Below are 15,574 nucleotides of genomic sequence, written 5' to 3'. Positions count from 1 at the left end.
TTTGTGCGGAAATTGTTTAAACATCATTATTTTGTGAAACATTATAATAGACTATTTACAATAGTGTGTGTCATACAGTATGATAATGCCAGGAGTTGATAATATGGCTGATGTTGCTGAAACAATACAAGGGATATTAAGCGAGCTGAGAAGAGGCACGATCATCATCGGAGTGCTCAGTCAATTGTCGGAGCCCCAATATGGTTACTCGCTCGTAACGGTGCTGGAAGAAAAGGGGATGACGATTGATCCCGGAACCCTTTACCCGCTGCTCAGAAGACTGGAGAAACAAATGCTCCTGGAGAGCAGTTGGGACACCAACGAAGCCCGTCCCCGCAAATATTATGCATTAACCGCGTTTGGGCGCGAGGTTTACGAGGGATTATGCCGGGAATGGAAAGAACTGACCGCAAGTATGCAAAATATTATCGATCAAGATGGAGGTTAAACCATGGAAACGATAGACCGTTATGTTTATGCCGTGACGCAGCGTCTGCCGGAGCAGCAACGTGAAGATATCAGCAAAGAGCTGTACGGGCTGATTGAAGACATGTTGGAGGAGGAAGCGCCGCTTTCCGGTCCCACGCCCGAAGCCGTCGAAAAAGTGCTGCTCCAATTGGGCCATCCCAGCGCCATGGCGGCAAAATACCGCGGCCACGACCGTTATCTGATCAGTCCGGTAATGTTTGAATCCTATCTATCTACGCTCAAAATCGTGCTTTTGGCCATTTTGCTCGCCATGACCGTAGTGTTCGCGATCGAATCGATCGTGGAACCGCCTGAGATCCTGGACTATTTCACCGGTTATCTCGCTTCGCTGTTTTCTACGGGCTCCCAAGGCTTCGTATGGGTAACTATCGCCTTTGCCCTTATCGATTACGGTATTCAGAAAAAATATGCCGGCAACGGAGAATTCTCCAAAGTATGGTCTCCCGCCGATCTTCCGCCGATCCCGGATCCCAAGTCGCAAATCAAGCTGGCGGAGCCGGTGGCAGGCATCATTTTTACGATCCTGTTCACGGTCATCTTCATGTTCAGCCCCGATCTCATAGGGGTTTATAGACATCAGAACGACACTTGGCATCTCGTTACCCTCATGAATCCCGACGTCATCGGCAAGTATCTTCCCTTCATAGCGATTTTGGGAATCCTGGCCGTTTTGAAAGAAACCTACAAAATTATCGTACGCAGACGCACCGGCGCGTTGTTGGCCATCCATATCGGTTTTAGCCTTGCTTCCCTGGTGTTTGCAGGCATTCTGCTGAATACGGCGGGCTTCTGGAACCCCGACTTTTTGAGTCAGCTTCAAGCCATCGGGTTGGCTCCGCAAGCGGGCGAAGATTACGAGGTCATTAAAACCATATGGCTCGCGGTCACTAACAATCTATTCTTTTTAATCGCGCTGATCACGGTCATCGATGTTATTTCGGAAATATACAAGTTTTATCGCGTTAAATTGCCGTCGGGAGTTATTACATTGAAATGGAAATAAGAACTTCTTAAGCAAAAAAAAGCGTATGGTGGCGAATGTCTGAACATTCTGCGCCATACGCTTTTCGATCGAGAAAGGTTATTTCCTAGCGGTCACTTGCGCTTCTTTATGGCTCTCCGGTAGGACATGACTTTGCGGTACATGGATTTATCTTTTAATTGATTAAAGATGTACGGATCCGGGTTCGTATTGACTTCGATAATCCACGGGGTTAGCGTGCGGTCCAGTCCCACGTCCACGCCCAACTGCTTGAAACCGAGATTTTTTTTGTGATAAAACCGGCCGATATCCTCGCCCAGTTTCTTGAGACGATGGATTAAATAGGCCTGCTTGGCCGCATCCATATGGGGAGACAGCAGCTTTTCAATAGAGGTCGGTTTGCCACCATTGTGATAGTTGGTGACGATTTTGCCCGATTGCGCCACTCTTCCGATCATACCCGTGGTCTCCCATTTTCCCTTCGGGCTGAGCTGAACCATCACGCGCAGATCAAAGCGCCGATCCTTATGTTTTAAAAGAACGATCCCCTTTTGTATCAGATAACTCCGGCTGCGGATTTGCTTTTTTAGCGAAAGGTAAAATGCCTCGAAGTCCGTCATCTTTTTGATCTTCGTACCGCTTTGGTATTGATATAGTATTCTGCCCGATTCCCGGGCCGTTTCGGCTCTCATCACGCCATTGCCGTAAGTCCCGCGCTCGGGTTTGATATAGACCATGCCGTATTTATGCAGCATCGTCTTCAGGTTTTCCCGGCCGAACCTGACCGTCTCCGGAATCAGCGGCGAGATCTCGGAGCTCTTCATCAGCACTTTGGTTTTTATCCATTTGCTTGTGAGCGTGGACCGTCCTGTTGTCCCCATTGCAATCCTCCAATGTCACAGTCTCTTGTTTATTTCGCCTTTATTGAGCTACAACATGCTATGCTCTTCTCCCATGCTTGGAAATGGATAATGCTCTATTTGTAAGTCGTCAAGTTCTGACCTCTCACTCGGGAATTTCAAAGTTCCAATCCAGCGACAATCTTTCAATATCCTCTTTTACCGGCAGTGGGCCGGTCTCCACCTGAATAAATTCCAGCAAAGTAATCGCCTTTATGCCGTGCGGCGTACCCGGAGGAATCACGATGCTGTCTCCCTCGGATACGGGATGTACAACCCCGTCAAGGACATACTCGCCCGAACCGGAGGAGATACTCCATACCTCTTTCACGCCCCGGTGCCGGTGGTAGCTGGTTTGCTTGCCGGGAAGCATTCTGACTTTCGAAATTACCGTTTCCCTGCCGTGGTGAGATTGAGAAATATCAAGGATAGAGCAGCTTCCCCAGCGTTTTTCCTCGAACATGGGCTGCGGGGAGCCGGCTTCCAGTTCATTTTTGATCCGGCTGGCTTCACGCTTACCTGCTACGAGAATCCCGTCTGTGCTTGCCGCGACAATCAGGCCGGGAGCGCCGACGATATGGATGGGAATGGCCAGTTCATTGACCAGATGGGTATCCGAAGAATCCTCCGAAATTTTGCCCTTTCCTATAATTCGGCTCTCCAGATATCGTGATAGCTCATCCCAGCTTCCAAGGTCATTCCAGATCCCGTCATAGGGCAAAACGACCGACCGCGACGTTTGTTCAACCACCTCGCGGTCAAAACTTTCCTGCGGCAGGCTGTCGTACCGTTTCAGCATCCCGCTGTAGTGGGGAATGATCCCCCTGTCCGCCATACAGGACAGCAAATAGCGCTGATTGCAAGCAAAAACGCCGCAATTCCATAATGCTCCCTGCGAAATTAAGGCCTCCGCAATAGCCTTGTCCGGCTTCTCAATGAAACTCCCGACTTCATAATATCCGCCCGCCGGTTTCCCGGCCTTCGGCACAATATAGCCAAAGGCGTCCGAAGGGAAGCGCGGTACGGTGCCAAGCAGCGCCATGTCGGCGCCGGAATTCGCAAGCGCAACCGGCAGCCTTCTTAGCAGCTTGAAGAAGGAGGGCTCCACAAACGAGTCGACCGGCATCACGATCACCGTCTCGTCAAGGTCGGCCCCCGCCACGGAATGAAAATAAGCGGCAGCCAAGGCAATCGCCGTAAAGGTACCGCGTTTCTGCGGTTCCCCTAGCACCGGTATGCCTCCGCCCGTGTGATGCCTCGTAATTTCAACTTGCGTGTGATGAGTAACGATACAGCAGCAATGCAGCAGCCCCGCTTCCTTCAACCCCCGGCAAGTCCGCCCGATCATCGATTCCATCCCGCCGTCCGGAGACCGCAGCAGCCTCAGGAACGCTTTGGACCTTACTTCATTCGACAGCGGCCACAGCCGCTTGCCCGAACCGCCCGACAGGAGAACAATCCGCAAATGAACCCCCTCCCCATCATTCAGTGTCAACCCGGACCCTTATTTTCTGGAACGGCTTCCCCCAGGCGTTCTCACATAGCCCTTCCGTTTATGAAAAGAAAGCGAACGGTAGGATCTTGCCAGTTTGGCGAGCCGCGGTTTGCCGATTTCTCCGGGACTACCGTGCAAGCTCTTGTTACGGGCTTTGCGGAGCAAGACCCCTGAACGATCCGTGGAATAGACATAGTTCCCGTAGGTTTCGTATTCGGAAAAGGCGAATTGCTTTTTTCGGTCCATGCTCCGAATAATAGCTTTATACCACGGCATTCCGTGTCTCGCCTCGATCTCTCTTTTCATCCGGGAAAGCTTCGCCTTTTCGAAGAGCATATAATGGGTGACGAAAGAAGAAGACGAGGACACCTTCCGGCCCATTAATCTCTTGTACGTCGCGAAGTACTGCGGCTGGCTCCAGTTTCGGCAGTAAAAGATGCTCTTTCCTCCGGAGCGGAATCGATGCGGCGTAATCAGCACGGTATCAGCATCGATGACCAGAAAATAATTCGCGCTGCAAAGCCGGTCTCCGCCCAGCTTGAGCAACTGCTGGAACAGCCATCCCGACCGTTCCCACTTGGACGAACCGTAGGAGATATCTTGCTTGGTCAGCGGCAATACCGTGTTCTCGTCGACAAATCGGCAGCCCTTGGAGCGGCAAAATTCGATCATCCTTTGTCTTTTCGGAGCAATAATGATAATCTGTCCGATGGGATGTTGTACCTTTGTTCTCACGGCGTCAATCACATAGGGAAGCGTGCCCAGATCTTTCTCGATCGCCGGGATCAGCACATCAATCGTGGCGGCCGCGCTGATACGGCCGGTCGGGCTTAGAGACATAGCTTCAACTCCATATCTGTAAAGTTGCAATAGCATATGAATTCCCCGTAGCACACGAAAGGGCCTTATGCCCGAAAAGGGTTTCGATTTTTTTAACCAAAACTTAAACCCGGCTTTAAACTCCGTATGATAAGATGTAAAACAGTCCTAAAACTCATCAAGCTTTAACTTCTTCATTTTTTATGCCGCTAGAAAGGAGGCCACTATCGTGTTTGAGTCTTATCTGTTTCCTATCGCCTATGCCTTTATGGCTTTTCCCGTAGCGGCATTGGCGTTTACGCTGCCGTTTCTCGTGGTCCAGTACCGCAGGCACGGTTATATAAACAAGGTCAGAGCCTTCGTACTGTACCTGTTTCTGCTCTATCTCATGAATGCCGTGTTTCTGGTCATGCTGCCCTTCCCTGCGACCCGGCATAATGTGCCGATGGGTGGAGGGACGATGCAGCTTGTCCCGTTTAACTTTATTCAGGACATCCTCAAAGAAACCGCCGTCGTAAAAGGAGTGCCCTCAACTTACCTGCATTTGCTCAAAGAGCGTGCCGTCCTGCAGGTGCTGTTCAACGTACTGCTTACCATTCCGTTCGGGATGCTGGTCCGCTACTATTTCCGGTTCGGCCCTTTACGCTGCCTGCTGCTCTCGTTTCTTCTGTCAATCTTCTTCGAGGTTACGCAATTGACAGGAATTTACGGTATCTTCGACCATCCTTATCGCGTGTTCGACGTGGATGACCTGATGACCAATACCCTTGGAGGGATGGTCGGCTTCATGGCTGCGGAGTGGCTTTCCGGCCTGCTGCCCCGGATTGAGCATCTCGACAAGGGCGTGGATCTGTCGGCAAAAAGAGTCTCCTACACCCGCCGGGGCCTGGCGTGGATGTTCGATATCGTCATCTGCGTCTTGCTCATGACGATTTGTTACAAGCTGGGGGTTCCCGCCGCCTATTTCGTAAGCACCGGCATCTACTTTATACTGCTACCGTATTTCACCGGCGGCGTCACCTTCGGCAAATGGCTGGTGCGAATCCGGCTTACGGGCGCGGCCACGGCACCCACGGCCACAGCAGATGATGGCCGTAATCGGACGGTCGTACAGCCGGCCACCGGCAGTGCCGGCAGTGCGGATCAACCGCATGCGCATCGCGGCGGCGGAGTCCATGCGGATCGACCGGTCTACGACGACGATCCTACCGCCGAAGCCGCGGCACTCTTGGCCGGTCTTGCGGGCCGTGGCAAGGGTCAGGGCTTGACGAGTGCAAATTATCTGCACGATACTGGCGATGAGAATGCTGCGAATCGCGGAGAAAGCGTGGTCGGTGGCGCATCTAATTTGCGTAGTGGAGAAAGCGCGATCGGTGGCACAAATAATCTGCGTAGCGAAGGTACCACGGAGGCGGCAAAACGCGGGAAGAGCGGGGGTGGCCGGGAAGGCCGGGTATCATTATTCGCGCTTATTCTGCGCTACGGTATCCTTTACTGGCTGTTATTCGGCTTAAACCGGATGCTTGCATTTTCGTCCGGAGAACTTCCGGGAATCTCGAGAATGTTTCTGGGCGTACTCGTTCTATTGTCGGATCTATGGTTCTTCATTCATGTAATCAAGCATTTGTTTCAAAAAGATCCCCAGCTGTTCTACGAAAAAATCAGCAAAACACAGCACAAGATCATATGGAAAGCATCTGCGGCTACAGATGGAGGGAAAGTTTGAGCGAACAACTCCGGACGTAATTCCGGTTAGTGCTTCGTTTAAATGCCGACGAACGTTCCGCAAGAATCGCCTCTCTCGCTATCAACGCAACGCAAAAATAACTGGAAAACCTCCAGTTATTTTTTGCGTTTTTTGCGTCACCCTGAGTTTTAACTGGATAACCTACAGTTATTTCCCCTCAAAATGCACCAAATCGGCTAAACCCTCTAAATTAGCTGTAGGTTTTCCAGCTATTTCTACCAATGCGGGCACACGGCCAAAATTAGCTGTAGGAAATCCATCTATTGTGTAAGTCGAGGGGGCGGAGTTAGTGAGTTAGTTGGAATCAACCGTCGATAGATCGCAGTTAGCGGGATAGTACATCAGAAGTCGAAGGATCGCATTTGTCGCATTTAGTGAGTTAGTAAATCAATAGTCGAAGGATCACATTTATTAAGTTAGTAAATCAACCGTCGAAGTTTTCCGCAGCCTTTTAAGTAATCGGATTTTGCATATAGTAAACCCGCTTATGCCAAAAAAAGCCTCATGCAAACCATGAGGAATGTGGCGTAAAATGCAAATCAAATAAAAAGAAAAACCCAATGTCTTAACGACCTGGGTTTCTCGTCGATCCGGACGATGCTCGCGCGTAGATCATCCTGCTTAATCCTATTTTAACAACACATATCGCCAAGCACTCTGACTATCGATGTCTTCCCTGCTAACGAGCAGCATGTCGCTTTCCGTGTTATCCTCAATCTTCAGTTTTTCCAGAATATAATCCGCTGTTTCCGGTTCGTAATGTCCCGGCATCACGATGGCTGGTTTAAGCTGTTCCAGCGCTCTCACGGTTTTATCCTTGCTGAACCCGTATCCGCCGGCATCGGAAAAAACAGAAATGGAAACATCGATTTTTCCGAGCGCCTTAAGCTGACCTTCCGTCAATTCGGTCTGTGCCATATCTCCAAAATGAGCGATTCTGAGTCCGTCTACCTCAAACAAATAAATCATATCCGAAGGATTGGCGGGATCGAATTCGCTGCTATGGCTCGCTGGGATCCCCGTCACTTTAACGTCATTTACCGTAAACGTCTCCTCCTGGTAACGAGAGACCCGGCTTCCTTTAATCTCTTGTTTTAAGTATGGCGCTAAAAATTGCGGATCCGAATGATCCGGATGCGTATGGCTCACTGTAACGACATCCGCTTTAATAAGGCCCTTCGAGCTTGGGACGAGGTTTGGATCGGCAACAATAACGGTTCCTTTGGAAGAAACGATGGCATAAGAGTCATGCCTCGCTGTTTCCGTGGAGGTCGTAAGCAGCTTGATCATGGTCTTGCCCGAATCATTTTTGAGTGTATCCGTATCCAGCTCGATAGCTTCTTTTTCCTCTTGGGGCTGCTGCCCGGTAGTTCCCACGGCCTCTTTCTGCTGCACGGAGTTCTCCGCTACCGCGTCGTCTGCCTCTTGGTTACCGTTGCCGTTTACTTCCCCTTTGCAACCCGCCAGCCATAGTACCAGAACAATAAGCATGATCCACATCGGAAACCGCCGTTTGGCCTTCATATTCATGAATCCCCCTTAAGATATGTCTTGATGAAAGTGATTGTACCGTAGCCATCTTAACGGGAACAGGGCTTATCGATAGTGTATAACTGTGAATCGACAATTTCTTTAAGCTCGGGGTATCATCCAACAGTGAAGCTTCCGGTATTCGGTTGGTGTGCATCCAGCGTAGTTTCGAAAGCTGCGTATAAAGTTAGCATCATCATTCAATCCAATCATGGTCAGGATTTCATCCATCGGAAGAAGCGTATTGCGTAGTAACGCAGCGGCGGTATGCATTCGAATATTTCCCAGATAGGCCATGACGGATTGCCCCGTACGGGTTCGGAATTTTGAATTTAAGGTTGTTTTGTTCGTATGAAAAAGCTGGGTGAGCTGCTCGAGCTTGATCTTCTCCCGATAATGAGTATGCAGATATGCAATAACGGGCTTCAGTTCATCTACCGTGGAATCCAACGGAATTTCAGGGGGGACATTTGTCAATTTATAGTTTCGGCTAACAAAAAACAATAACTCCATTAAATAAGATCTGCTTCGGCATGGCCAATAAGTATCGCTCTGAGTCACAAGGATCTTATCTATATGCTCCAACCTATTTGCGATGTGGCGCGCAGTAACGCTGTCCACAGGTATGGAACCATTATAAGAGGGCGATCGTTCAAGGAACGGGTTCAATCCCCATAAATCTTGTGAATCGCTTCCCTCAAGCTCTACCGGATTTAAGAGATTTTCAAACGTAAAACGATTGTTAATGATATCCGGATTGAAATAAACCGCCTTCGTCTTTAGCTGAGCACATTTGGAAATATTTAAGGTCGATGTTTCATTGAGACAAAATAGAACAGGGGAAATTAACCTGTAGATTTGTGAGTCCACTTCGATGATTCCGTTACCTTCTTCAATCAAAATCAGTCGATATCTGGAATCGACTCCGATATTCCCCTCTTGCATCGTCTCCAGGTCACATCTCATGACATGAATCAGACCCGGATAATGCAATCGCCCCAACGTGATCAAATCCATATCTTGACTTCCCCCTGCTTCCTTCGCAATTTCCAATCTATGTTAAATGTAATTCCAGAACTTGGAGTATGTCAATAATAGGCAGCAGCGATTTTTACATAGAAAAAAACGCCCCTGCCGCGTTACACCGACAATAGGACGTTCTTCATTCTTATAGGATATAAATTATACCGTTTGAGCTTGCCGTGTTGCAGTCTCCGCAACGTTCAACAACACCGGGCAATGATCGCTGCCCATGACATGGCAGTCGATTCCTGCGTCCAGCAAATGCGGTGCAAGCCTGGAAGAAGCCAGAAAATAATCGATGCGCCAGCCCACGTTCCGCTCCCGTACCTTAGGCATATAAGACCACCAACTGTACACATTCTCCCGGTCGGGATAGAAATGCCGGAACGTATCCACAAAACCGGCGCCCAGCAATTTTGTCATCTTATCCCGCTCTTCCGGCGTAAAGCCGGCATTTCCAAAATTCGATTTCGGATTTTTCAAATCGATTTCCTGATGCGCGACATTGAGGTCCCCACATACGATCACCGGTTTGCGGCTGTCCAACTCCAGCAAGTAGCTGCGGAAGCGATCCTCCCATTCCATTCTGTAACCCAGCCGGGCCAGGTCGCGTTTCGCGTTCGGCGTATATACATTGACAAGGTAGAAACCCTCGAACTCCAGGGTCAGCGTCCTGCCCTCCGGCTCGCTATCTTCTTCTATACCATAACGCACGGATAGCGGTTTATTCCGGGTAAACACGGCCGTTCCCGAATATCCTTTTTTCTCGGCATAATTCCAATACTGCTCATATTCATCTCCCAGCTCCAGTATGATTTGCCCTTCCTGAAGCTTGGTTTCCTGCAGACAAAAAATATCCGCATCCACAGCTTTGAAATAATCGTAAAATCCTTTATTCACGCAGGCCCTTAAGCCGTTGACATTCCAGGATACCAGTTTCATACTATCTATCTCCTTGCCTGTAATTTCTGGATTCATATTTATCATAACATGTCTATCAAATCTTACCCTCTATTAAAAATGCCTGTCAAATCGCACGCTAGCTAGACTACAAATGTCAAAAAGCCGCCCTTAAGAGCGGCAGGTTCATACATAGTTGGTTGCATAACCTCGACTTAATTGATAACGAGACCGTTCCTCAACGATAAGCTCTGCCCCGCTTGACGACTTCGCCTTCATACAGTTTAACCTCTGTGCTAAGGACATAAGCCGGCGGCTGTTTCCCGCGATTGTCCTTATGGCCCTGGATATGTGCATCGCTCTTCTCCCAGTTCTTCCAAGCCTCCTGAGACTCCCAACGGATGACTACCACGACTTCTTCCTGCTCTTTGCTCTTGGTGTTCACCATCACGCTGATGTCAACGAGCCCGTCCATATTGTCCATCGGACCCTCTCCGCTGAATCTCTCAACCACTTTGTCGCTATTTCCTTTTTCTACCAAGATCGTTCTTGTCATAATAAACAAGGGACCACGCCTCCTCTGAAATAAATAAACCGGTCAAACGGTTAATTCAATATAATCCATTCTAGTTGATAATAATTATCATTGTCAATAAAACAAGGTTGCTCCGTCATTTTTCCGTATCCCTTATGATGAATATCATTCAATATATTCAAATCTTTGAATATAATAAAATATAATCAGTTCTCGCATGAAAGGAGCTTTGTTCCATGGACGTAAGCTTGCAGCAGTTTAAAGCCGAGTTTTTCAAAGCACTGGCCCACCCGATGCGCATCCGTATCCTCGAGGTTCTCTGTGAAGGCGAACGGAACGTCAATGAGCTGCAGAGCATCGTGGGATCCGAAGGCTCCGCCGTATCGCAACAGTTATCCGTACTCCGGGCCAAGAATCTGGTCAACACGGTAAAAGAGGGCACGACCGTCGTCTATTCGCTCCGCGATCCGCTGATCAAGGATCTACTGGCGGTGGCCCGGCAAATTTTCGATAATCATCTGGTCGAGTCGATTTCGTTATTGGAGGGAATCCGCAAAGAAAAATAAGATCAACATATCTATAGAAAAGAAGGGTTTTGGATGAAGTGGAGTGGGCGGTATAAAGATTATCACGCAGGTTCATTACGAAAAGACTTAATTTCCGGATGCATCGTCGGCATCGTCGCGATTCCCCTGGGCATGGCATTTGCCATCGCCTCGGGCGTCAAGCCCGAATACGGGCTGTATACGACCATCGTCGCGGGTATTCTGATTTCGCTTCTGGGCGGATCGAGATTTCAGATCGGAGGCCCGACAGGCGCGTTCATACCGATCCTATTGGCCATCGTAATGCAGTACGGATACGAGAATCTTCTGATCGCAGGTTTTCTCGCGGGGATTATGCTGCTGCTGATGGGGCTTCTCAGACTGGGCACTTTGATAAAGTTTATACCGCGTCCGGTGACCATCGGTTTTACGGCTGGCATTGCGGTAACGATATTCAGCGGTCAGATCGCGGGCTTCCTCGGACTCCGGAATATGGAACGGCATGAATATTTCTTTGAAAATATGAAAGAAATCGTCCTGCGCCTCCCTTCCCTGAATCTCTATAGCATTTTGATCGCCTGCATTTGCCTGGCAGCCCTTTTGCTGACGCCGAAGGTGCTTCCCAAGGTACCCGGTTCCCTTGTCGGCATTCTCGTCTCCACCTTGGTTGCGCTATGGCTCTTCCCCGGCAAAGTGGCGACGATCGGCTCCGCCTACGGGGCGATTCCGGGCGGATTCCCGGGGCTGCACCCGATTTCCCTCACCTGGGACCGCGTCGGCACGATGCTTCAACCGGCGCTTATCATCGCCCTGCTCGGGAGCATCGAATCGCTGCTCTCGGCCGTGGTCGCCGACGGCATGACGGGAACGCGCCATAACAGCAACCGGGAATTGGTCGGCCAAGGGATCGCCAACATCATTACCCCGTTTTTCGGCGGCATCCCTGCTACGGGCGCGATCGCACGGACGGCGACCAACATCAAAAACGGGGCGGTATCCCCTATTTCCGGGATCATCCACGGCGTGGTCGTTCTGCTCGTCGTCATCTTGTTCGCGCCTTATGCTTCAAACATCCCGCTGGCGAGCATGGCGCCAATCCTGATGATGGTCGCCTGGAACATGAGCGAACGCAAAGCGTTTGCCAAGCTGCTCAAAACCCGAACCAGCGACACCATCATTTTGCTTGTAACGTTTCTGCTTACGGTCTTTACCACATTAACGACGGCGGTGGAAGTTGGACTCGTGCTGGCTGTACTGCTGTTTATCAAACGGATGAGCGACCTGCTCAGCGTGGATAAAGTGCTGCCCGACCGGTCGAATCTTAGAGAGAAAGTGGCAACCCACGTAGTAGCCAAAGATCATGACTGTCCTCAGGTCTCCATCTTTACCGTAGACGGTCCGCTGTTTTTCGGCGCATCGCAGACGTTTGCCAATCTTGCTTCTATCATGGAGAGCGGGCCGGATTTAAGGGCAGTCATTCTTCGAATGGGTAAGGTCCCGTTTATGGATACGACGGGGGAAGCCCACTTCCTGGCCCTGGTCAAACGCCTGCATGGAATCGGGGCCAACGTCATTATCAGCGGAATCCGGCCTCAGCCCCAAAGGCTGCTCATGAAGACGGGTGGGCTGAACCTCATCGGGGAGCAGCACTTTTTTGAACATACGGGCGAAGCATTGAGTTACGCCTTGAATACCTTGAACGGTGAAAAATGCCGGGGTTGCCGGCACTTCGCCTTCCGCGAATGCACCGGTTTCAGCGGACTTGATTATGTTGCTCAGCCCGGTTCCCAGCCTTCGCCGCGCGTTCGGTCCGGACAGCAGCCGGTTTAGTCCTTTGTCCCGCCCTAGAACAAGTCTAGGGTGCTTAAGAGCAACCGATAATACGAACCAATAATATAAGCCCTTTCAGGAACTGGCCGATAACGGACTCAGGTACCTGGAGGGGCTTTACTTTATTTGGATATGTAATTATATTATAACTAACTAATTAGTTATAAAAAGGATGGATGTTTTCATGTTAACTCCCAAAGGGGAAGCAAGCAAAAGCAAGCTGCTGGCTTCCGCCGAAGAGCTTTTCGCGCAAAAAGGCTTTCATGCAACGACAGTCAGTCAAATCGTCAAAAATGCCGGGCTTACCCAAGCCGCATTCTACCTTTACTTTAAAAGCAAGGATGAAATCCTCAAGGAACTGCTGGCAAAATTCGAAGACCGGCTGCTTCCGTTTACCGATGCGGGCCGGGGTGCTGCCGGAAAAAACCCGGAGGAGCTTGAGGCTTACGTCATTCAGGCCTTCACGGGTCTGTTTGCGCTGCTGGGCGAGAACGCCAATTTAACCCGAATCGCTTTGCTCGAAACCGAAGACGGCATGTCGATCCGGGACAAAATCGTGCAGCAGATTTGCGCGAACATGGTCCGCAACCAGCAGGCAGGCATCGTTCGCCCGGATGTGGAGCCCGAGCTGGCTGCCGAATCGGTCGTCGCCTCCGTGGAACGCCTGATTTACCGCTACAGCGCCACCGGGGAAAAGGACGCAGCGGAATTGGGCCGCCAAACCGCCAAGCTGTTTCTGCAAGGCATCCTGATTCGCCGGAATTAACAAAGGAGATGTTCTTATGCAACTTCTAAGCTTTTTAAATGAGCATATCGAACTCTTAAGCCTGTTGTGGCTTTTTCCCGTGACGTTCCTGTTTCACGATTTCGAAGAAATATTAACGGTCGAAAAATGGGCCTTAAAGCACGGTGATCGTGTCCGGCAATCCCTGCCCGGCTTCGCCAGAAGAGCGTTCCAATCCTCCCTTCGAATGAACACGTTTCACTTCGCCAAGGACGTATTGTGGGTATACTCGATCATCGTTCTTGTTACGATGCTGGCCGTTTTCTTCGATTTCTACCTGCTATTTTTGGCGGCGTTGCACTTGTATTTCCTGCATGTGTTCACCCATATCGGCCAAACGCTGTACCTGAAGCAATATACTCCCGGCGTCGCCACCGCGATTTTTCCGGTTCTCCCTTATTCGCTTTACGCTTACTACCGCCTGCTCTCCGACCAAATCGTAACCACCGGAGATCTTCTGTGGAGTTTGGGCGTGATGCTGATTCTGGTTCCGATCGGAATAATCCTGCTCTTGAAAGGAAGAGACCAATCCGTAAGCGCTTGAGGCCTCTATATAGACTGCTTCTGGAGTGCAGATGCCGACCGAAGTCCTGAATCAATGCTTCTGCAATACAAACTCGTCCAACTTGTTCCCGTCCACATCATAGGCTTGATAAGTCAGCGTATTCCCGTTGATCGCAATCCCCGCGAACATCTGCTTTCCGTTTTGAAAATGGACCGCATGATAGAACTTGTCCTTTTTCTTGTCATTGAATTTCGATCCGGATGCATTCGTCACAACATAAACGGTCCCTTCCCCTTGCTCCACGATTTCCTCGTTTTTCAACGGAAAGGATCTGGAGTACTCATGATTGTGGCCCTGCAGCACCAGATCGACGCCGGATTCATCAAACACCGACACCCAATCGCTGATTTTTTCGTACCTGTTCCCCCCATAAGCCGGGCGATGGATGGCAACGATTTTCCAAATCTTATCGCTGTTCTGTAAATCCTGCCGAAGCCACTCCGTCTGCCCTTTGATGTTGGATTCCGTGTTTAACACGACGATGTGGGCGTTCCCGTAATTGAAAGAATACGTCGTTCCGGCGGCGGAACGCTCCGCCCCGTTTTCCGGCAAATTGAAATGCGAGGCAAACCGATCCGACTGTCCCTTCACTTCGTCATGGTTGCCGGTCACCGGCATCAGCGGAATCCGTGGCAGCCAGGGAGCGGCTTTTCCGAAAAAATAGTCCCATGCCTCCTCATCCTCCGGCTCTTCCGTCAAGTCCCCGTTATGAATTATCCATTTCGCATCGGGAAACGTTTCGAAGGCCTTGTCCAGCGTTTTTCCCCATAGTGTAAAGTCCTCCTCCATCTCCCCTTGCGAATCCGTGACATTCAGAAAAGTAAACTTAGTCTCGTCCGTGCCCTCTGTCGTAAAAATGGCAGGCTGACTCCAACCTTGCTCCGTACCATCCCCGACTCTATAAATATAAGCAGTCCCCGGGCTTAGTCCGGTCGCCTCCACCCTATGAACCGTTTCTTGCCGTCCTTCTTCCGGCATAATGGCCGAGGAGGCGGCTTCGAAAGTTAGAGCATCGCTCTTTTCCAGCTCTCTAACGTCCGTTCCGGTTGCCAATTGCAGAAATCCTTGCGATTCCGCATTCTGCGAATACCAGGTAAAAGCCCGGGACGTTTTCGGGTCTCCTTTAAAAGTAGTCACTAAGGATTTCGCCGTGTTGCCATATCCGGGATTCTTATCCGGTTCGCGATCCTTCCACATTTCGAGCATCGCCGCACCCGCCAATATAACGACGCACAACAGCGCCAATCCGCCTGTGCCGATACCGCGTTTTTTTATGCTCATCTCGCTCGCCTCCCCAAGTTGCCGCGTTTCTTACGATTTTTTACCTTTTACATCCAATTGTCAACGCAATGTAAAAACTTTCAGTTTATATTCAGTTTCCGTTAAGTAAGAAATCAGCAAACCTTGTTAGCATGAATTTTGTGAACAAGC

Annotated in this window: 14 protein-coding genes and 1 pseudogene; 7 read left to right on the top strand and 8 right to left on the bottom strand. The window is 50.1% G+C overall.

The genetic code is table 11. The features are described from left to right. The first annotated feature begins 103 nt into the window (after positions 1-103). Together ACLB09_RS19095 and ACLB09_RS19090 are read left to right on the top strand one after the other, a co-directional pair. Complete coding sequence (locus ACLB09_RS19095; protein WP_410771445.1) at positions 104-448, top strand: PadR family transcriptional regulator; 345 nt, start codon at positions 104-106, stop codon at positions 446-448. Between the two features lie 3 nt (positions 449-451). Continuing rightward, a complete protein-coding gene (locus ACLB09_RS19090; protein ID WP_410771444.1) occupies positions 452-1,492 on the top strand; it encodes a hypothetical protein in 1,041 nt (346 codons plus the stop codon). A gap of 92 nt (positions 1,493-1,584) precedes the next feature. Here the strand turns inward: ACLB09_RS19090 and ACLB09_RS19085 are convergent, their stop codons facing one another. The 3 genes from ACLB09_RS19085 to ACLB09_RS19075 all read right to left on the bottom strand — a co-directional run bounded on the left by ACLB09_RS19085 (position 1,585) and on the right by ACLB09_RS19075 (position 4,705). Beyond that, entirely contained in the window at positions 1,585-2,352 is a 768-nt protein-coding gene (locus ACLB09_RS19085) for a YheC/YheD family protein (protein WP_410771443.1), read from the bottom strand. Between the two features lie 124 nt (positions 2,353-2,476). Then, positions 2,477-3,835, bottom strand: coding sequence for a sugar phosphate nucleotidyltransferase (locus ACLB09_RS19080; protein WP_410771442.1), 1,359 nt, complete (start codon positions 3,833-3,835; stop codon positions 2,477-2,479). A 39-nt stretch (positions 3,836-3,874) separates the two neighbouring features. Continuing rightward, positions 3,875-4,705, bottom strand: coding sequence for a DUF6492 family protein (locus tag ACLB09_RS19075; protein WP_410771441.1), 831 nt, complete (start codon positions 4,703-4,705; stop codon positions 3,875-3,877). A 208-nt stretch (positions 4,706-4,913) separates the two neighbouring features. Here ACLB09_RS19075 and ACLB09_RS19070 point away from each other — a divergent pair. Then, positions 4,914-5,741: pseudogene (locus ACLB09_RS19070) on the top strand (VanZ family protein); the annotation flags it as partial. 1,317 nt (positions 5,742-7,058) lie between these two features. Here the strand turns inward: ACLB09_RS19070 and ACLB09_RS19065 are convergent. From ACLB09_RS19065 to ACLB09_RS19050, 4 genes are all read right to left on the bottom strand, one after another. After that, positions 7,059-7,955: an MBL fold metallo-hydrolase gene (locus ACLB09_RS19065; RefSeq protein ID WP_410771440.1), complete on the bottom strand. Its 897-nt coding sequence runs from the start codon at positions 7,953-7,955 to the stop codon at positions 7,059-7,061. A gap of 108 nt (positions 7,956-8,063) precedes the next feature. Beyond that, positions 8,064-8,978 (bottom strand): helix-turn-helix domain-containing protein, encoded by a 915-nt coding sequence (locus ACLB09_RS19060; RefSeq protein WP_410771439.1) that lies wholly within the window; start codon positions 8,976-8,978, stop codon positions 8,064-8,066. Positions 8,979-9,143: 165 nt separating this feature from the next. Beyond that, positions 9,144-9,926, bottom strand: a complete 783-nt coding sequence (locus tag ACLB09_RS19055; RefSeq protein ID WP_410771438.1) for an exodeoxyribonuclease III — start codon at positions 9,924-9,926, stop codon at positions 9,144-9,146. Positions 9,927-10,122: 196 nt separating this feature from the next. Then, complete coding sequence (locus tag ACLB09_RS19050) at positions 10,123-10,449, bottom strand: antibiotic biosynthesis monooxygenase (protein WP_410771437.1); 327 nt, start codon at positions 10,447-10,449, stop codon at positions 10,123-10,125. A gap of 206 nt (positions 10,450-10,655) precedes the next feature. On the opposite strand from ACLB09_RS19050, the gene ACLB09_RS19045 reads away from it, so the two are divergent. From ACLB09_RS19045 to ACLB09_RS19030, 4 genes are all read left to right on the top strand, one after another. Further along, positions 10,656-10,985, top strand: a complete 330-nt coding sequence (locus tag ACLB09_RS19045; RefSeq protein ID WP_114498759.1) for an ArsR/SmtB family transcription factor — start codon at positions 10,656-10,658, stop codon at positions 10,983-10,985. 33 nt (positions 10,986-11,018) lie between these two features. Beyond that, a complete protein-coding gene (locus ACLB09_RS19040; RefSeq protein WP_410771436.1) occupies positions 11,019-12,794 on the top strand; it encodes a SulP family inorganic anion transporter in 1,776 nt (591 codons plus the stop codon). A 184-nt stretch (positions 12,795-12,978) separates the two neighbouring features. Then, entirely contained in the window at positions 12,979-13,560 is a 582-nt protein-coding gene (locus tag ACLB09_RS19035; protein WP_410771435.1) for a TetR/AcrR family transcriptional regulator, read from the top strand. A 16-nt stretch (positions 13,561-13,576) separates the two neighbouring features. Then, on the top strand, positions 13,577-14,122 hold the full coding sequence (locus tag ACLB09_RS19030; RefSeq protein ID WP_410771434.1) for an HXXEE domain-containing protein: 546 nt from the start codon (positions 13,577-13,579) through the stop codon (positions 14,120-14,122). Between the two features lie 51 nt (positions 14,123-14,173). Here ACLB09_RS19030 and ACLB09_RS19025 read toward each other — a convergent pair whose 3' ends face one another. Then, positions 14,174-15,424, bottom strand: coding sequence for a purple acid phosphatase family protein (locus tag ACLB09_RS19025; RefSeq protein WP_410771433.1), 1,251 nt, complete (start codon positions 15,422-15,424; stop codon positions 14,174-14,176). Between the last annotated feature and the right edge of the window lie 150 nt (positions 15,425-15,574).

Source organism: Fontibacillus forbon (assembly GCF_046559655.1).
GTDB lineage: Bacteria > Bacillota > Bacilli > Paenibacillales > Paenibacillaceae > Fontibacillus.
The sequence above is the reverse complement of the archived record's forward strand: the minus strand, read 5'-3'. Positions and strand labels throughout refer to the sequence as shown.